The following is an 18,331-nucleotide window of genomic DNA, read 5'->3' on the forward strand; positions in this document are numbered from 1 at the left end:
CAAGCATCAGGGTGAAAGCAGAAGGAAGTCGGCCATGGCAACGGCGCCCAGCGTCTCCTACTCGATCACGGTCCGGTTGGAGGTGCCCGCGAGCGGAACCGCGGTCTCCCAGATCACCACCGCCGTTGAGTCCTCCGGAGGCTCGGTGACCGGCCTCGACGTCACCGCTTCCGGCCACGAACTGCTCCGGATCGACGTCACCATCGCGGCGACCTCGACCGCGCACGCCGACGAGATCGTGCAGAAGCTCCGCGGCATCGAGGGCGTCAGCCTCGGCAAGGTCTCGGACCGTACGTTCCTCATGCACCTCGGCGGCAAGATCGAGATGCAGTCCAAGCATCCGATCCGCAACCGTGACGACCTCTCCATGATCTACACCCCGGGCGTGGCCCGGGTGTGCATGGCGATCGCCGAGAACCCCGAGGATGCCCGCCGCCTCACCATCAAGCGCAACACCGTCGCGGTCGTCACGGACGGCTCTGCGGTCCTGGGCCTCGGCAACATCGGCCCCATGGCCGCCATGCCGGTCATGGAGGGCAAGGCGGCCCTCTTCAAGCGCTTCGCCGACATCGACGCCTGGCCGCTGTGCCTGGACACCCAGGACACCGACGAGATCGTCGCGATCGTCAAGGCGATCGCCCCGGGCTTCGCCGGCATCAACCTCGAGGACATCTCGGCCCCCCGCTGCTTCGAGATCGAGGCCCGCCTGCGCGAGGCCCTCGACATCCCCGTCTTCCACGACGACCAGCACGGCACCGCGATCGTCGTCCTCGCGGCCCTCACCAACGCCCTGCGCGTCACCAACAAGTCGATCGGTGACATCCGGGTCGTCATGTCGGGCGCCGGCGCGGCCGGTACGGCCATCCTCAAGCTGCTCATCGCCGCGGGAGTCAAGACCGCCGTCGTCGCCGACATCCAGGGCGTCGTCCACGCGGACCGCGCGGACCTGGTGAACGCCGCCCCGGACTCCCCGCTGCGCTGGATCGCCGACAACACCAACCTGGAGGGCCTCACAGGGACCCTCAAGGAGGCCGTGCGAGGCGCCGACGTCTTCATCGGTGTCTCGGCCCCGAACGTCCTCGACGGCGACGACGTGGCCGCGATGGCGGAGGGCGCCATTGTGTTCGCGCTCGCGAATCCCGACCCCGAGGTCGAGCCGACGATCGCCCGCCAGACGGCCGCCGTCGTGGCCACCGGCCGCTCGGACTTCCCGAACCAGATCAACAACGTGCTGGTCTTCCCGGGTGTCTTCCGCGGTCTCCTGGACGCGCAGTCCCGCACGGTCAACACCGAGATGATGCTCGCGGCGGCGACCGCACTCGCGAACGTCGTCACCGAGGACGAGCTGAACCCGAACTACATCGTGCCGAGCGTCTTCAACGACAAGGTGGCCGGTGCGGTGGCGGGTGCGGTGCGGGAGGCCGCGAAGGCGGCGGCCGCCGCCGACAGCGCGTCCGGCGTCTGAGGACGGGGCCCGTTCAGGGCCCACGCACGCAATGATGTGACGGTTGCCACGGGTGCCCGTACCGGCGCGTCGGGGGCGCCCGGCCCCCGGGCGCCTCTAGGGTGGCGGCCAGGTTCAGCCTGTCGGCCCCGGCCGCTGACGCTTTCCGTGTGACTCCCAAGGGTGTTCGTGTGACTCCCAGGGGTGCCGGATTGGCTTTCCCGCCGCAGGTGGGGGCAGGATGCGTCTTCGGGCGTGAGGGTCCGACGGCGGACCCGGGTCCGGGGACCCACCGAGGACCCTGGCAGCATCGGCTTCGCTGTGCCCCCCATGCGGCTCCGCCGCGGGGCACGCCTCAACAGCAAGAAGAACACGGGAGTAACAACATGAACCGCAGTGAGCTGGTGGCCGCGCTGGCCGACCGCGCCGAGGTCACCCGCAAGGACGCCGACGCCGTTCTGGCCGCGTTCGCCGAGACCGTCGGTGAGATCGTCGCCAAGGGCGACGAGAAGGTCACCATCCCCGGCTTCCTGACCTTCGAGCGCACCCACCGTGCCGCTCGCACCGCGCGGAACCCGCAGACCGGTGACCCGATCGACATCCCCGCCGGTTTCAGCGTCAAGGTTTCCGCGGGCTCCAAGCTCAAGGAAGCGGCGAAGGGCAAGTAACTCGCCGTAAGGCTTGTGACAACGCCAATGGGGCGGCACCCGGACTTCCGGGTGCCGCCCCATCGTTGTCGCTGTCACCAACGGCCTCGAACTCCCCCAGAGGGGGCCCCAGCCGGGCTGAACATGCCTAGCCGAGCGCCTTGCCCGGCAGCTCGACCTTCGCGCCCAGCTCCACGAGCTTCTCCATGAAGTTCTCGTAGCCCCGGTTGATCAGGTCGATGCCGTGCACCCTGGACGTCCCCTGGGCGGCCAGGGCGGCGATGAGGTACGAGAAGCCGCCCCGGAGGTCCGGGATGACCAGGTCGGCGCCCTGGAGGCGCGTGGGGCCCGACACGACCGCCGAGTGGAGGAAGTTGCGCTGGCCGAAGCGGCAGTGGGAGCCGCCGAGGCACTCGCGGTAGAGCTGGATGTGTGCACCCATCTGGTTGAGCGCGGAGGTGAATCCGAGCCGGGACTCGTACACCGTCTCGTGGACGATGGAGAGGCCGGTGGCCTGCGTCAACGCGACGACCAGCGGCTGCTGCCAGTCCGTCTGGAAACCGGGGTGTACGTCCGTCTCCAGCGCGATCGACTTCAACTGGCCGCCGGGGTGCCAGAAGCGGATGCCCTCGTCGTCGATCTCGAAGGCACCGCCCACCTTCCGGTAGGTGTTCAGGAACGTCATCATCGACCGCTGCTGGGCGCCGCGGACATAGATGTTGCCCTCTGTCGCCAGTGCCGCCGACGCCCACGACGCGGCCTCCAGACGGTCCGGGAGGGCCGCGTGGGTGTAGCCGCCGAGCGAGTCGACACCGGTGACACGGATGGTGCGGTCGGTGTCCATGGCGATGATCGCGCCCATCTTCTGCAGTACGCAGATGAGGTCCTCGATCTCGGGCTCCACGGCCGCGTTGGACAGCTCGGTGACGCCCTCCGCCAGCACCGCCGTCAGCAGGACCTGCTCGGTCGCGCCCACGGACGGGTACGGCAGCGCGATCTTCGTGCCGCGCAGCCGCTGCGGAGCCTCCAGGTACTGCCCGTCCGCCCGCTTCTCGATCGTCGCGCCGAACTGCCGCAGCACCTCGAAGTGGAAGTCGATGGGCCGGCCGCCGATGTCGCAGCCGCCGAGACCCGGGATGAACGCGTGCCCGAGGCGGTGCAGCAGCGGACCGCAGAGGAGGATCGGGATACGGCTCGACCCCGCGTGCGCGTCGATGTCGGCGACGTTGGCGCTCTCCACGTGCGACGGGTCCATGATCAGCTCGCCGGGCTCCTCGCCCGGACGGACCGTCACCCCGTGCAGCTGGAGCAGCCCGCGCACGACACGGACGTCACGGATGTCGGGGACATTGCGCAGTCGACTTGGCGCACTGCCCAGCAGGGCGGCGACCATGGCCTTCGGTACGAGGTTCTTCGCACCGCGGACACGGATCTCGCCCTCCAGCGGGGTGCCGCCGTGGACAATCAGTACGTCGTCTGTGCCGTTGACCGTCATGTATCTCGCGTTCCGATGAGTTGGGCGGGGAGTGTTGGCGGGCCCGTCGTGCAGGACGCGGTCGTACAGGCACGCGCAGGAGCCGAAGAGCAAGGGTAATCGCCGCACACCCCCCTTCTGTAAGCCCAAGTACCGCTCAGCCGTGTCATAGCTTTGCCACAACACGAACCGTTCGCCGCCGGGCACATGCGGTCACCGGCGCGGGCGCGCGCCCGCCCCGCTTCCGTACAGCCCCTGACCTGCCCTCACCCCGCTACCGCGATTGGTCCCCCGCACAGAGGGAAGATGCGAGATCATGTCTGGCATGACCGAGGTGTCCTCGCTCACAGGACGGCTGCTCGTGGCCACGCCCGCCCTGGCGGACCCGAATTTCGACCGCGCGGTGGTGCTTCTTCTCGACCACGACGAGAAGGGTTCCCTCGGCGTCGTCCTCAACCGTCCGACCCCGGTGGAGGTCGGGGACATCCTGGAGGGCTGGGCTGAACTCGCGGGCGAACCAGGGGTCGTCTTCCAGGGCGGCCCGGTCGCCCTCGACTCGGCGCTCGGCATCGCGGTCATCCCCGGCGGCGGCGGGTCGGGCGAACGCACACCCCTCGGCTGGCGGCGCGTGCACGGCGCGATCGGCGTCGTCGACCTGGAGGCGCCACCGGAGCTGCTGGCCAAGGCGCTGGGGTCGCTGCGCATCTTCGCCGGGTACGCGGGGTGGGGCCCGGGGCAACTGGAGGACGAGCTGACGGACGGCGCCTGGTACGTCGTCGAGTCGGAGCCCGGAGACATCTCCTCGCCGTCCCCGGAACGCCTGTGGCGCGAGGTCCTCAGACGCCAGCGCAGCGAACTGGCGATGGTCGCGACCTACCCGGACGACCCTTCGCTGAACTGAGAGGTGTGACCTTCAGTACCCTTGCCGTTATGAGCACTCTTGAGCCTGAGACCCAGCCCCAGCGCGGGACTGGTACGGGGACCCTCGTCGAACCGGCGCCGCAGACCTCGCACGGCGACGGCGACCACGAGCGCTTCGCCCACTACGTCCAGAAGGACAAGATCATGGCGAGCGCCCTCGACGGGACTCCCGTCGTGGCGCTGTGCGGCAAGGTCTGGGTACCGGGCCGCGACCCGAAGAAATACCCGGTGTGTCCCATGTGCAAGGAGATCTACGACTCCATGGGTTCCGGCGGCGACGAAGGCAAGGGCGACGGTAAGAAGTAGGCCGCGTCGGCTGGTCGTTGTTCTGCGCAAGGTCCTCAGGGTGCGATTTGGCGCGCCTTGGGGACCTTTGTGCTGTCTGTCGTTGCACGGGATGCGTCGGCCTGTCACAGAGTCGTGGAGACTGGTCCAGACCTCTTGTGGCCATGGCCAGGTAGTTCATAGCCTCCGTTGTGTTGTGCAGAGCGAAACATCCATTGCGCATGTTGCAACGCTTTCACCGGAGGAAACGCCAGATGAAGCTCTCTGTCCGATCTGCCCGATTGGTCGCCTCCATGGCCGCCCTGGCCCTCGCCGGGCTCACCGCCACCGCTTGTGCCCCCGAGACCTCGGACAACTCCTCCTCCGGCAAGGACGAGCAGACCGGCACCCTGCGCGTGTGGCTGTTCCAGGAGGTAGGCAACGCCCCGAAGGAGAAGGTCGTCACGTCGGTCGTCGACGCCTTCGAGAAGGTCCACGACGGCGCCGACGTCAAGGTCGAGTACATCCCCGTCGAGACCCGCGCCCAGCGCATCAAGGCCGCCTTCAACGACCCCAAGAGCGCCCCCGACGTCATCGAGTACGGCAACACGGACACCGCCGGGTACGTCCATGACGGCGGACTCCTCGACATCAGCAAGGAGTTCGCGGCCTGGAACGAGGCGAAGGACACCGACCCGACCGCCCGTCAGTCCGTCACCGTCGACGGCAAGGTCTACGGCGCCCCCTTCTTCGTCGGCGTCCGCGCCCTGTACTACCGCACCGACATCTTCAAGGAACTCGGCCTCGAAGTCCCGAAGACCATGGCCGGGCTGACCGAGACCGCGCATGCGATCCGCGCGGCCAAGCCCGACCTCTACGGGCTCGCGGTCGGCGGCGCCTTCACCTACGGCGCGATGCCGTTCATCTGGGCCAACGGCGGCGAACTCGCCACCGGCAGAGGCGGTTCGTACGCCTCCGCCATCGACACCGCCGCCGCCCAGAAGGGCATCAAGGCCTACACCTCCCTCTTCGGTGACGACAACTGCCCCGCCGCCAAGTGCGCGGGCATGGGCGGCAACGACACCATCACCGCCTTCGCCGCGGGCAAGGCCGGCATGGCGATCGGCGGCGACTTCAACCACACGGCCGTCGAGGCCGGCAAGGTCAAGGGCGACTACGCCGTCGTACCGCTGCCGGGCGTCGAGGCCGGCTCGGTGGCACCGGCGTTCGCGGGCGGGAACAACCTCGGTGTGCTGAAGACCACTTCGCACCGCACGCTCGCCGTCGAACTCATGGAACAACTCGCCTCGAAGCAGACACAGACCGAACTCTTCGACGCCATGGGCTTCCTGCCGACGTTCGCCGACACACGCGCCGTGGTCGCCAAGAAGCAGCCGTACGTCGCGCCCTTCGTGAAGACCCTCGCCGCGGGCACCAAGTTCGTACCGGCGTCGCCCGCGTGGTCCCAGATCGACTCCTCACTGGTCCTGCCGACGATGTTCCAGGAGATCGTCAGCGGCAAGAAGGATGTCGCGGCGGCTTCCGCGGCGGCGGCCAAGAAGATGGACGACGCGTTTGGCTCCGCGGGGTGACGCAGGTGGCAGCGCCTGATGGCTCGGGGGCTGATGAGCGTCGGCGGGTGCGGGTGGATCGTGGCTTGTCGCGCCCACGCGGCGGTAGCCGCAGATCCAGAACAGCCCCGCGCCCCTTTGGGGGTTGGACTACCCCTTGGTTGTATCTCGCCCCTGCTCTTGTGGTCCTTGGGGGGTTGCTCCTCTACCCCATTTACCAGCTCGGGCTGATCTCGTTCTTCCACTACACCCAGGCTCAGGTCAGCGGCGGTGAACCGGCCACCTTCGAGGGCTTCGCCAACTACCGGGAGATCTTCTCCGACTCCCAGTTCTGGCAGGTGCTGCTGGCGACCGTCGTCTTCGCGGCGGCCTGTGTGGTCTCCACGCTCTCCGTCGGCTGTGCCCTCGCCGTCCTGCTGACCCGTGTCCGTGCCCTGCCGCGTCTCGCGTTGATGCTGGCGGCGCTCGGCGCGTGGGCGACCCCCGCGGTCACCGGCTCCACGGTCTGGCTGTTCCTCTTCGACCCCGACTTCGGCCCGGTCAACCGGATGTTGGGCCTCGGCGACCACTCATGGACGTACGGACGCCTGAGCGCCTTCTTCCTCGTCCTGCTCGAAGTGGTGTGGTGCTCCTTCCCGTTCGTGATGGTCACGGTGTACGCGGGCATCCGCGCCGTCCCGGCCGAGGTGCTGGAGGCGGCGGCCCTGGACGGCGCCTCCCAACTGCGCATCTGGCGCTCGGTGCTGGCGCCGATGCTCCGACCGATCCTGGTGGTCGTCACCATCCAGTCGGTCATCTGGGACTTCAAGGTCTTCACCCAGATCTATGTGATGACCAACGGGGGCGGCATCGCCGGCCAGAACCTCACCCTCAACGTCTACGCCTACCAACAGGCCTTCGCCTCCTCCCAGTACAGCCTCGGCTCGGCGATCGGGATCGTGATGCTGCTGATCCTGCTCGCCGTGACGCTCGTGTACCTGCGGCTGCTGCGCAGGCAAGGGGAGGAGTTGTGATGTCCGGCAACGTTGTCCGAGGGGGACGCCGCTTCGTACGGCGGCCCTGGCGGCTGGCCGCCGAGGTGTCGGCGCTGCTGATCGCGGCCGTCGTCGCCTTCCCCCTCTACTGGATGGTGCTCAGCGCCTTCAAACCGGCCGGCGAGATCGAGTCGACCGAGCCGCGCCCCTGGACGCTATCCCCTTCCCTGGACTCCTTCCGGCGTGTCTTCGGGCAGCAGGAATTCGGCCGGTACTTTCTCAACAGCCTTGTGGTCGCCTGCTCCGTGGTCGTCGTCTCGGCGCTGATCGCGTTTCTCGCGGCTACCGCGGTGACCCGATTCCGGTTCCGTTTCCGGACCACCCTGCTGATCATGTTCCTGGTGGCCCAGATGGTGCCCGTGGAGGCGCTCACGATCCCGCTGTTCTTCCTCATGCGGGACTTCGGGCAGCTGAACACACTGGGCGCCCTGATCCTGCCGCACATCGCCTTCTCGCTGCCCTTCGCGATCTGGATGCTGCGGGGCTTTGTGAAGGCGGTACCGGAGGCGCTGGAGGAGGCCGCGTACATCGACGGTGCGAGCCGGTCGCGATTCCTGTGGCAGATCCTTTTCCCGCTGGTCTTCCCGGGACTGGTGGCCACCAGCGTGTTCTCCTTCATCTCGGCCTGGAACGACTTTCTGTTCGCCAAGTCGTTCATCATCAGCGACACCTCACAGTCGACGCTGCCGATGGCCCTGCTGGTCTTCTACAAGCCCGACGACCCGGACTGGGGAGGCGTGATGGCCGCCTCCACGGTGATGACGATTCCGGTGCTGGTGTTCTTCGTACTCGTGCAGCGCCGACTGGTGTCGGGGCTCGGTGGAGCGGTTAAGGACTGACTGACGTGACTGAACTTATTCCGGCGCCCGTGCGGAGCGTCGGCAACGCGGGCGGCTTCGTGCTCGACGAGACCACGGTGATCGACGCCGGGCCTGGTACCGAGGCGACGGCCCGCTGGCTGCGCGGTGTCCTGGGTGCTGCGACGGGGCTCGCGCTGCCGCCCGGCGCAGGAGCCGAAGGCGAGACCATCCGGCTGCGGGTCCTGCCCGAGGACGCCGGTCACCTCGGCCCGGAGGGCTACAAGCTGTACGTCGACGGGGACGCCATCGCGATCCACGGCGGTGGGTCGGCCGGTGTGTTCTGGGGCGCGCAGACGCTCCGTCAACTGCTCGGCCCCGATGCCTTCCGGCGTGCCCCTGTCACCCCCGGCCGGCAGTGGCTCGTCCCCGGCACATTCGTCGAGGACACCCCCCGTTTCCGCTGGCGCGGCCTCATGCTCGACGTCGCCCGGCACTTCATGCCCAAGGAAGGCGTCCTGCGCTACCTGGACCTGATGGCGGCGCACAAACTCAACGTCTTCCACTTCCATCTGACGGACGACCAGGGCTGGCGCGTCGAGATCAAGCGGTACCCGAAGCTGACGGAGATCGGCTCCTGGCGGGCCCGGACGAAATTCGGCCACCACGCCTCACCGCTGTGGGAGGAGAAGCCGCACGGGGGCTTCTACAACCAGGACGACATCCGCGAGATCGTCGCCTACGCCGCCGAGCGGCATATCAGCGTGGTCCCCGAAATCGACGTACCGGGGCACTCGCAGGCCGCCATCGCCGCGTATCCGGAACTCGGCAACACAGACGTCATCGACACGACCTCCCTCTCCGTCTGGGACAACTGGGGGGTCAGCCATAACGTACTCGCCCCCACTGACAACACCCTGCGCTTCTACGAGGGTGTCTTCGAGGAAGTCCTCGACCTGTTCCCGGCCGGCGGCGAACACGGCACTGCGTTTGCTGAGTTCTCAGGGTTTGTGCACATCGGCGGCGACGAGTGCGCGAAGGAACAGTGGCGGGAGTCGCCCACCGCGCAGGCCCGCATCGAGGAACTCGGGGTCGGCGACGAGGACGGGCTCCAGTCGTGGTTCGTACGGCACTTCGACACCTGGTTCGCCGAACGCGGGCGTCGGCTCATCGGCTGGGACGAGATCCTGGAGGGCGGGCTCGCACCGGGCGCCGCCGTCTCCTCCTGGCGCGGTTACGCGGGCGGCATCACGGCGGCGCGCGCGGGTCACGACGTCGTCATGTGCCCCGAGCAGCAGGTGTACTTGGACCACCGTCAGCACGGCGGCGCCGACGAACCCGTCCCCATCGGGTACGTCCGCACCCTTGAGGATGTCTTCCGTTTCGAGCCGGTTCCACCGGAGTTGGGTCCCGAGGAGGCGCGACACGTCCTCGGCGCCCAGGCCAACCTGTGGACCGAGGCGATGGAGGACACCGCGCGCGTGGACTACCAGGCCTTCCCGCGGCTGGCCGCCTTCGCCGAGGTCGCCTGGAGCGCCCTGCCCGCGCCCGCCGAACGGGACTTCGTCGACTTCGAACACCGGATGGCCGCCCATTACGGGCGACTTGACGCCCTCGGTGTCGGTTATCGGCCGCCCGCGGGGCCGCATCCGTGGCAGCAGCGGCCGGGTATCCCCGGACAACCGAGAGAGGGTGCGCCCCCGAACGTGTGAGGCCCCACGGGTAAAGCGTCCTCAACAGTCACCGATCAGTTCGAATCGGAACTGATCGGTGATGTCGTGCGAAAACGGACCATCCTGCTGGCGAGAGGGGCGAATGCCTCCTAGCGGACCCCCGCGTTCGGGTCCCGCGAGAATGTGCCAGAGTTGCCACGTCCGCCCTGTCAGCACGTACCGTACGGCAACACAGGTGGGACCAGGTGGGGCAGCGGGAAGGGGCATCCGGTTTGACCACGCACGCACCGAAGACGGCGCAGGCCGTGACGCTGCCCGCCTCGCTGGACGAGGCCGTCGCGGCGCTCGCCGCCATGCCTGCCGCCGTTCCTGTGGCGGGCGGCACCGACCTCATGGCCACCGTCAACTCCGGGCAGCTCAGGCCCGCCGCCCTCGTCGGCCTCGGCCGGATCAGCGAGATCCGCGGCTGGCAGTACCAGGACGGCCACGCCCTGCTCGGCGCCGGCCTCACCCACGCGCGGATGGGCCGACCCGACTTCGCGGCCCTGATCCCGGCCCTGGCCGCCTCCGCGCGTGCCGCCGGCCCGCCGCAGATCCGCAACGCGGGCACCCTGGGCGGCAACATCGCCACGGCCGCCCCCACAGGGGACGCGCTTCCCGTGCTGGCCGCCCTGGAGGCGACGCTCATCATCGCGGGCCCCGGCGGCGCCCGCCGTGAGATCCCGGTGTCGCACCTGCTGGCCGGCGTGGAGCTGCTGCGCGCCGGTGAACTCATCGGCTTCGTGCGCGTGCCCCTGCTGCACGCGCCCCAGGTCTTCCTGAAGGCCACCGGACGGACCGGCCCCGGGCGCGCCCTCGCGTCCGTCGCGCTCGTCCTCGACCCCGCCCGGCGCGGAGTCAGGTGCGCCGTCGGTGCCATAGCGCCCATGCCGCTGCGCCCCCTGGACGCCGAGCAGTGGGTCGCCCGGCTCATCGACTGGGACAACAACCGCACGATCGTCCCGGAGGCACTGGGTGCCTTCGGCGAGTACGTCGCCGCGGCCTGCATTCCCGACCCGGCCCCGGCCGAGGACGGCTCCGTACCACCGCTTCCGCCCGCCGTGATGCATCTGCGCCGCACTGTCGCCGCGCTGGCCCGGCGAGCACTGGGGAGGGCACTGTCGTGACCGACGACCAGTACGGCGACGACCAGTACGGCGACGACCAGTACGGAGACCGGAGCGGAGGCCGCCAACCGGGGCAGCGCGAAGACGGCGCGCCCCGTGGCGGGGGCCGCTGGGACCCGTTGCCCCAGGGTGACTACGACGACGGTGCCACCGCCTTCGTGAAGCTCCCCGAAGGGGGCATCGACGCGCTCCTGGCCTCTGTGGACAGTCCGCTGGCCGCGCCCGGCCACGGATACGTGCCCCCGCAGATAGAGGCAGTGCCGGGCGCCGGGGTCGAGGACGGTTCCGCGGGCGCGCCGGGTGCCTGGGGGACGCCGCCCGCGCCCCCCGGGGGCGCCCAGTGGCCGGACCCGAACGCCGTGCCCCAGGAGGCGCCGCGGCACGACAGGTTCAACTACGACCAGAGCTCCACGGGGCAGTGGGCCTTCGAGCAGGGAACCGGTGGGCCGGAGGCCGCCGTACCCGGCGTCGCGGGCCGCGAGGTGACCGGGGAGTGGCGGATCCCCGTCGCCGATGGCGACCTTCCGGACGAATCGGGCGAGTTCAGTACCTCGGCACTGGTCGAACAGTGGGGCGGCACACCGCCCGCCACCCTCCCCGGCGGCGCGCCCGCGCCCTGGGCGACGGAGGGGACGGGACAGCCCTGGGCGGCCGCGGCCGAGCAGGAGCCGGAGTCCGGTCGGACGATGGGCGCCGGGACAACGTACGCGCCCGAAATCGCGCACGAAACGGGCGGCGCCGGTCACCCGGCCGACGGAATCGGTCACCCGGCCGACGACTCCGGTCACACCGCCGCCGAAGCCGGTCACCCGGTCGCCGACGAGGATCAAGGCCCAGCCGCGGTCGTCCGCGACCTCACCGAAGCCCCTGACGGCCCCGCAGAGCCCGCCACGGAGCCCGACCCGGCCTCCGGGCCGGAAACCTCGCCGGAGGCCGCCGAGGAGCCCGTGAAGGGCGAGCCGGCCGCGGTCACCGAGACCATCGAGGCATCCGGTGCCACGGCGACCGCTGAGGAGCCCGCCACAGAGCCCGATGCGGCCGACGACGCCCCCGGACTGCCCGGCGAGGAACACCCCCTCGCCTCGTACGTGCTGCGCGTCAACGGCTCCGACCGGCCCGTCACCGACGCCTGGATCGGCGAGTCACTGCTCTACGTACTGCGCGAGCGCCTCGGCCTCGCCGGTGCCAAGGACGGCTGCTCGCAGGGCGAGTGCGGGGCCTGCAACGTGCAGGTGGACGGACGGCTCGTCGCCTCCTGCCTGGTGCCCGCGGTCACCGCCGCCGGCAGCGAGGTGCGCACCGTGGAGGGCCTCGCCACCGACGGGCAGCCCTCGGACGTACAACGGGCGCTCGCCAAGTGCGGTGCCGTGCAGTGCGGTTTCTGCATCCCGGGGATGGCGATGACCGTGCACGACCTCCTGGAGGGCAACCCCGCCCCGACCGAACTGGAGACGCGCCAGGCCCTGTGCGGCAACCTGTGCCGCTGCTCCGGCTACCGGGGCGTCCTGGAGGCGGTCCGTGAGGTCGTCGTCGAACGCGAGGCGCACGCCGCCGACGCCGAGGGGGAAGACGGCGAGGCACGCATCCCGCACCAGGCCGGACCGGGCGCGGGCGGCGTCAACCCCTCCGCGTTCGACGCCCCGGGCTTCGAGCCCGCCCGGAACCATGACTCGCAAGCGCATGATCAGGCGCACGCGCACGACCCGGCGTACGGCCAGGACGGAGGCCAGACGTGAGCAACGAAGCCGCCACCGCGACCACGGCCGCGGAGGCCGCCTCCGACGGGGAGGCGCTCCCGCACGGCCTCGGCGTGTCGCTGCCGGCCGCCGACGCGCGAGCGAAGACCGAGGGCACGTTCCCGTACGCGGCCGACCTGTGGGCCGAGGGCCTGCTGTGGGCCGCCGTACTGCGCTCACCGCACCCGCACGCGCGCATCGTCTCCATCGACACCACCCACGCGCGTGAGATGCCCGGCGTACGGGCCGTCGTGACGCACGAGGACGTGCCGGGAGTCGAGCTGCACGGCCGCGGCAGAGCCGACCGCCCGATGTTCGCCTCCGAGGTCGTACGCCACCACGGGGAGCCCATCGCCGCCGTCGCCGCCGACCACCCGGACACCGCGCGCATGGCGGCGGCGGCCGTCATCGTCGAGTACGAAGTACTCGAGCCGGTGACCGACCCCGAGCAGGCCTTCGAGGCCGAACCGCTGCACCCGGACGGCAACCTGATCCGGCACATCCCGTTGCGCCACGGCGACCCGGAGGCGGCCGGCGAGATCGTCGTGGAGGGCCTCTACCGGATCGGCCGCCAGGACCCGGCCCCCATCGGCGCCGAAGCGGGCCTCGCGGTACCGCGCCCCGACGGTGGTGTGGAGCTGTATCTGGCGTCGACGGACCCCCACGGGGACCGCGACGCGGCCGCCGCCTGCTACGGCCTGGAGCCGGAGCGGGTGAAGGTGGTCGTCACCGGAGTCCCCGGCGCCACCGCCGACCGCGAGGACCAGGGCTTCCAGCTCCCGCTGGGCCTGCTGGCGCTGAAAACGGGCTGCCCGGTGAAACTGACGGCGACCCGCGAAGAGTCCTTCCTGGGCCACGTCCACAGGCACCCCACCCTCCTCCGCTACCGCCACCACGCGGACACCGACGGCAAACTGGTGAAGGTCGAGGCACAGATCCTGCTCGACGCGGGCGCGTACGCGGACACCTCCGCGGAGGCCCTCGCGGCGGCCGTCTCCTTCGCCTGCGGCCCGTACGTCGTCCCCAACGCCTTCATCGAGGGCTGGGCCGTCCGCACCAACAACCCCCCCTCCGGCCATGTGCGCGGCGAGGGCGCGATGCAGGTCTGCGCGGCCTACGAGGCCCAGATGGACAAGCTGGCGAAGAAGCTGGCCATCGACCCGGCCGAGCTTCGCCTGCGCAACGTGATGGCCACGGGAGACGTACTCCCGACCGGCCAGTCCGTCACCTGCCCGGCCCCGGTCGCCGAACTCCTCCAGGCGGTACGGGACTTCCCGCTGCCCCAGCTCCCCAAGGACACCCCCGAGGACGAGTGGCTGCTCCCGGGCGGCCCCGAGGGCGCGGGCGAACCGGGCGCCGTCCGCCGCGGCGTCGGCTACGGCCTGGGCATGGTCCACATGCTCGGCACCGAGGGCGCGGACGAGGTCTCGACGGCCACCGTCAAGGTCCACGACGGCATCGCCACAGTCCTGTGCGCGGCAGTGGAAACGGGCCAGGGCTTCACCACCCTGGCCCGCCAGATCGTCCAGGAGACGCTGGGCATCGACGAGGTCCACGTGGCTCCCGTCGACACCGACCAGCCCCCGGCCGGCCCGGGCGCCCGCGGCCGCCACACCTGGGTGTCGGGCGGCGCGGTGGAACGGGCGGCGAAGATGGTCCGCACCCAGCTCCTCCAGCCCCTGGCACACAAGTTCGGCATGTCCACGGAGCTGCTCCAGATCACCGACGGCAAGATCACCTCGTACGACGGTGTCCTGTCGACCACGGTGACGGAGGCGATGGACGGCAAGGAACTGTGGGCCACGGCACAGTGCCGCCCGCACCCCACGGAACCCCTCGACGAGGCGGGCCAGGGCGACGCCTTCGTCGGGTTGGCGTTCTGTGCGATCCGCGCGGTGGTGGACGTCGACATCGAACTGGGCTCGGTACGAGTGGTGGAACTCGCGCTCGCCCAGGACGTCGGCCGAGTCCTCAACCCGGCCCAACTGGCGGCCCGTATCGAGGCGGGCGTCACCCAGGGCGTCGGCATCGCGCTCACGGAGAACCTGCGCTCCGCGCGCGGGCTGATCCGCCACCCCGACCTCACGGGCTACGCCCTCCCGACTGCCCTGGACGCTCCCGACATCCGCATCGTCAAACTGGTCGAGGAACGGGACGTGGTCGCCCCCTTCGGCGCGAAGGCGGCGAGCGCGGTACCGGTGGTGACGTCCCCGGCGGCCATCGCCTCGGCGGTACGCGCGGCGACGGGCCGCCCGGTGAACCGGCTCCCGATCCGCCCGCAGGCGGCGGTGGTGACGGCGACATGACGACCCCGTCTCCGACCCCGGCCCCGACTCCGGAGGAGCCGCAGCGCTACGAGCCCGGTCCGACGCCCGGCAAGGTGCTGGCGTGGGTGCTGCTGTTCGTGGTGGCGGCGGTTGTGGTTGTCGCGGGTGGCGTTTACTTCGGCTGAGTGGCTGAGTGGCTGAGTGGCTGACGGCCGATCTGATGCTCCGTCGCAGGTCAGGGGTCGTTGTCAGTGGTGCCGCGTAGTGTTCTGGGCAGTGGGAGGGCCTGCCGGGCAGCGGACGTTTTCGACGTCGCGCCCGGGGGACCGTGAACAACCATGCGCGGGGGAAACCATGAGCACGACGATCACTCTGACCAGGGGCGAGCTGCTGACGCGCGTAGGGCTTCCGGCCGGCAAGGGCCAGTTGAGGTTCGGCGCACTGCGCACCGGGACTGTGCGGACCGGGGCCCTGCGGACGGTGGCGGACTCGACGGGAGAGACGCCCACTACCCTCTTCCCGCACAACCGCCTTGCCCCGATGGACCGGCGCCCGCCGGCCTCCGAGCTGGAAGTGCTGCAGCGGTTCTCGGCGGCGACGGAGGAGATGGCGGCCGCGCGAGGCCAATTGGCTTCCTCCGCAGGCCGGTTCGGCCCGCAGACGCTGGCGGAGACGTCCCGGCACCTGCTGATGGTGTTCGCACAGGGCACCAGCGGTGATGTGCTGCCCTACTGGAAGATGGCCGCCCTGATCCGCCCGCTGGCCCGGATCGCCGCCTCCGGCGCGGAGTCGGGCCTCGCCCTGGACCTGCCCGCGCGGCTCCTTGAGCAGGAGTTCGGCCACGCCAAGGTGGCGCGCTTCGAGGACGTCGACTTCCCGGCACCGCTCACCCACGAGCCGACGCGCCGCTTCCTGGCCGGCACGGGACTCCCGGAGGACGGCTTCCTCTTCCAGTTGGACACGGAGATACCGCTGCCGACGCTCGCGGAATACTGCGCGGACGAGGACACGACGGCCGAACTCCCGGAAGGCGCAGGAGACTTGATCCGCCTGGGCCACCTGGCGGAGGGCAACAGCCTGGTGCTGGACGGCAGAACGGGCACGATCCTCACCTGGAACGAGCCCGAGGCCACCCTGCACCGCCTGAACACGGACGTCTCGACCCTCGCCTTCACCCTGTGGCTGCTGCGCCGAGCGAAGACGATCGACTTCGACGGCGAGGCGGGCCGGGTGCTCTGAACGCGGGGCAGTCTGCCGCTCCTTGGCTCGCGTCAGCCGGTTTTCCGGACGGGCGTACTGCTGCGCCCGTGGCCCCGACCGCCGAGCTCGGCGTCGAGTGTCTCCTGAGCCACGCGCATGGCCTCGGCGTACACGGGTTCCTGCAGCCGTGCTAGGCGAGATATAGGCCGGTCGCTGTCCTAGAGGCAAGGGGCGCCGAGAAGAACGGCAGATGGGGTGGCCCTCCAGGAGGGCCACCCCATCTATTTGCCAGGTTCAAGCAGGTGAGGCCGTGGCGGGAATCGAACCCGCGTAATTCGCTTTGCAGGCGAATCCCTGAACCACTCGGGCACACGGCCGGGTTGGGAGCGGTGAGTGGGCGCGGTCTTTGGACCGTTCCCTTGTCCGTTCCGCTGTCCGTTCCGAACTTCGTGACTTGACCGTAGGGGCGGGGGCCGCCGGGGAACAAGAGAACTGGGCGCGCCGCAATGGGACTGCCACACGCCGTTCATGAACGGGGCGGGGGAGGAGGTCGGTGTCAGGGGGGCGTACGACCAAGGTCTCGGGTGGGCCCCTACCTCCGACAGGGGTCAAGGCGGGGGACGGCCCTTACGCTGGCCTTCATGACCTCCCTGGAACCGGGCGACACCGGCGTCGCCGCCGACCCTGCCGACTCTGCCGACACGGACACCTCTTCGGCTGCCGTTCCTGGTGAGGGGGTGCTGGGGCGTTCCTATCGGGCGCTCAGTGTCGGGATCGTCTCCGTTGTGCTGCTGATCGCCTTTGAGGCGACCGCCGTGGGGACGGCGATGCCCGTTGCGGCGCGGGAGCTGGACGGGGTTTCGCTGTACGCGTTCGCGTTCTCCGGGTACTTCACGACCAGCCTCTTCGGGATGGTGCTCGCCGGGCAGTGGTCGGATCGCAGGGGGCCGTTGGGGGCGCTGACCACCGGGATCGCCGCCTTTGCCGCCGGGTTGTTGTTGTCCGGGACCGCCGGGGTCATGTGGCTGTTCATCGCCGGGCGGGCCGTGCAGGGGCTGGGGGGAGGGCTGGTGATCGTCTCCCTGTATGTCGTGGTCGGGCGGGCCTATCCGGAGCGGTTGCGGGCCGCCATCATGGCCGCGTTCGCCGCCAGTTGGGTGGTGCCCTCCGTGGTCGGGCCCCTTGCCGCGGGTGCCGTCACCGAGCAGCTCGGCTGGCGGTGGGTGTTCGTCGGGATACCGGTGCTTGTCGTCTTTCCGCTGGCCCTCGCGCTGCCCCAGATACGTCGGCTGGCCGGCGGGCCGGTGAAGGAGGGGAAGCGGGATGAGCAGGGGGACCGGCGGCGTATTCGGCTTGCCCTTGGGATTTCCCTCGGTGCCGGACTGCTTCAGTACGCCGCCCAGGATCTGAGGTGGATCTCGGTCGTTCCCGGGCTCCTCGGCGTCTCGTTGCTCGTGCCCGCCGTGCTCGGACTGCTTCCCCGGGGGACGTATCGGGCCGCGCGCGGGTTGCCGTCCGTCGTGTTGCTGCGGGGAGTGGCTGCCGGGTCGTTCATCGCCGCCGAGTCCTTCATCCCGTTGATGCTCGTCACCCAGCGGGGGCTGTCGCCGACGATGGCCGGGTTCTCGCTCGCGGCGGGCGGGGTGACGTGGGCGGTGGGGTCGTCCGTGCAGGCGCGGGCGCGGATGGAACCGTATCGGGAGCGGCTGATGACGTTCGGGATGGTGATGGTCGCCGCCTCGATCGCCGCGGCGCCCGCCGTGCTGATCGAAGCCGTGCCGGTGTGGACCCTTGCGGTGGTGTGGGCGTTCGGGTGCTTCGGAATGGGGCTGGTCATCTCCAGTACCAGCGTGCTGCTGCTTCATCTCTCCCCTCCCGAGGAGGCCGGCACCAACTCCGCCGCCCTGCAGATCTCCGACGGGCTCTCCAACGTGCTGCTGCTGGCCGGCGGGGGTGCGGCCTTCGCCGCGCTGGGCGGGGGGACGGTCGCTCACGCCTCCGCCGCGTCGGCCGACGGCTCCCATCCGGGCGCCTTCGCCGCCGTGTTTCTGCCGATGGCGGGGGTGGCGTTGGTGGGGGCTTGGGTGACGACGAGGGTGCGGGCCGCTCACCCCTGAGTGGTACCAGTCTGACCCCA

At 70.2% G+C, this 18,331-nt stretch carries 15 protein-coding genes, 1 tRNA gene and 1 pseudogene; 14 read left to right on the forward strand and 3 right to left on the reverse strand.

Annotated features, from left to right (window positions below; genetic code table 11):
• Nucleotides 1-34 precede the first annotated feature (34 nt).
• Both OG734_RS30290 and OG734_RS30295 read left to right on the forward strand, forming a co-directional pair.
• Nucleotides 35-1,465 carry an NAD-dependent malic enzyme gene (locus OG734_RS30290; protein ID WP_330290613.1) on the forward strand — a complete coding sequence of 477 codons (1,431 nt, stop codon included), beginning with the start codon at nt 35-37 and terminating at the stop codon, nt 1,463-1,465.
• 365 nt (nt 1,466-1,830) lie between these two features.
• On the forward strand, nt 1,831-2,112 hold the full coding sequence (locus tag OG734_RS30295; protein ID WP_053741618.1) for an HU family DNA-binding protein: 282 nt from the start codon (nt 1,831-1,833) through the stop codon (nt 2,110-2,112).
• A gap of 127 nt (nt 2,113-2,239) precedes the next feature.
• Here OG734_RS30295 and murA read toward each other — a convergent pair whose 3' ends face one another.
• Nucleotides 2,240-3,586 (reverse strand): UDP-N-acetylglucosamine 1-carboxyvinyltransferase, encoded by a 1,347-nt coding sequence (gene murA / locus OG734_RS30300; protein WP_327695242.1) that lies wholly within the window; start codon nt 3,584-3,586, stop codon nt 2,240-2,242.
• A 304-nt stretch (nt 3,587-3,890) separates the two neighbouring features.
• On the opposite strand from murA, the gene OG734_RS30305 reads away from it, so the two are divergent.
• The 11 genes from OG734_RS30305 (at nt 3,891) to OG734_RS30355 (ending at nt 16,233) form a co-directional block, all read left to right on the forward strand.
• Nucleotides 3,891-4,466 carry a YqgE/AlgH family protein gene (locus OG734_RS30305; protein WP_330290614.1) on the forward strand — a complete coding sequence of 192 codons (576 nt, stop codon included), beginning with the start codon at nt 3,891-3,893 and terminating at the stop codon, nt 4,464-4,466.
• 29 nt (nt 4,467-4,495) lie between these two features.
• On the forward strand, nt 4,496-4,792 hold the full coding sequence (locus OG734_RS30310; protein WP_330290615.1) for a DUF3039 domain-containing protein: 297 nt from the start codon (nt 4,496-4,498) through the stop codon (nt 4,790-4,792).
• A gap of 233 nt (nt 4,793-5,025) precedes the next feature.
• Nucleotides 5,026-6,342 (forward strand): extracellular solute-binding protein, encoded by a 1,317-nt coding sequence (locus OG734_RS30315; RefSeq protein ID WP_330290616.1) that lies wholly within the window; start codon nt 5,026-5,028, stop codon nt 6,340-6,342.
• Between the two features lie 47 nt (nt 6,343-6,389).
• Nucleotides 6,390-7,334 carry a carbohydrate ABC transporter permease gene (locus OG734_RS30320; protein ID WP_443064944.1) on the forward strand — a complete coding sequence of 315 codons (945 nt, stop codon included), beginning with the start codon at nt 6,390-6,392 and terminating at the stop codon, nt 7,332-7,334.
• Nucleotides 7,334-8,194, forward strand: a complete 861-nt coding sequence (locus OG734_RS30325; RefSeq protein WP_330290618.1) for a carbohydrate ABC transporter permease — start codon at nt 7,334-7,336, stop codon at nt 8,192-8,194. Before OG734_RS30320 ends, OG734_RS30325 begins: the two co-directional genes overlap by 1 nt.
• A gap of 5 nt (nt 8,195-8,199) precedes the next feature.
• The gene (locus tag OG734_RS30330) at nt 8,200-9,864 is read left to right on the forward strand and encodes a beta-N-acetylhexosaminidase (protein ID WP_330290619.1); all 1,665 of its coding nucleotides are present in this window, start codon (nt 8,200-8,202) and stop codon (nt 9,862-9,864) included.
• A gap of 233 nt (nt 9,865-10,097) precedes the next feature.
• Entirely contained in the window at nt 10,098-10,991 is an 894-nt protein-coding gene (locus OG734_RS30335; RefSeq protein WP_330290620.1) for an FAD binding domain-containing protein, read from the forward strand.
• Nucleotides 10,988-12,727 carry a 2Fe-2S iron-sulfur cluster-binding protein gene (locus tag OG734_RS30340; protein ID WP_443064945.1) on the forward strand — a complete coding sequence of 580 codons (1,740 nt, stop codon included), beginning with the start codon at nt 10,988-10,990 and terminating at the stop codon, nt 12,725-12,727. The genes OG734_RS30335 and OG734_RS30340 overlap by 4 nt, the downstream gene beginning before the upstream one ends.
• The gene (locus OG734_RS30345; protein ID WP_330290621.1) at nt 12,724-15,033 is read left to right on the forward strand and encodes a xanthine dehydrogenase family protein molybdopterin-binding subunit; all 2,310 of its coding nucleotides are present in this window, start codon (nt 12,724-12,726) and stop codon (nt 15,031-15,033) included. Before OG734_RS30340 ends, OG734_RS30345 begins: the two co-directional genes overlap by 4 nt.
• A complete protein-coding gene (locus OG734_RS30350; protein ID WP_330290622.1) occupies nt 15,030-15,179 on the forward strand; it encodes a hypothetical protein in 150 nt (49 codons plus the stop codon). The genes OG734_RS30345 and OG734_RS30350 overlap by 4 nt, the downstream gene beginning before the upstream one ends.
• Nucleotides 15,180-15,348: 169 nt before the next feature.
• Complete coding sequence (locus OG734_RS30355; protein WP_330290623.1) at nt 15,349-16,233, forward strand: SUKH-4 family immunity protein; 885 nt, start codon at nt 15,349-15,351, stop codon at nt 16,231-16,233.
• Between the two features lie 32 nt (nt 16,234-16,265).
• On the opposite strand, the pseudogene OG734_RS30360 reads toward OG734_RS30355, so the two are convergent.
• Nucleotides 16,266-16,382, reverse strand: a pseudogene (locus tag OG734_RS30360) (VOC family protein); the annotation flags it as partial.
• A gap of 117 nt (nt 16,383-16,499) precedes the next feature.
• Nucleotides 16,500-16,571, reverse strand: a tRNA-Cys gene (locus OG734_RS30365).
• Between the two features lie 264 nt (nt 16,572-16,835).
• Here OG734_RS30365 and OG734_RS30370 point away from each other — a divergent pair.
• Nucleotides 16,836-18,311, forward strand: coding sequence for an MFS transporter (locus OG734_RS30370; protein WP_330290624.1), 1,476 nt, complete (start codon nt 16,836-16,838; stop codon nt 18,309-18,311).
• Nucleotides 18,312-18,331 lie beyond the last annotated feature (20 nt).

Source organism: Streptomyces sp. NBC_00576 (assembly GCF_036345175.1).
Lineage (GTDB): Bacteria > Actinomycetota > Actinomycetes > Streptomycetales > Streptomycetaceae > Streptomyces.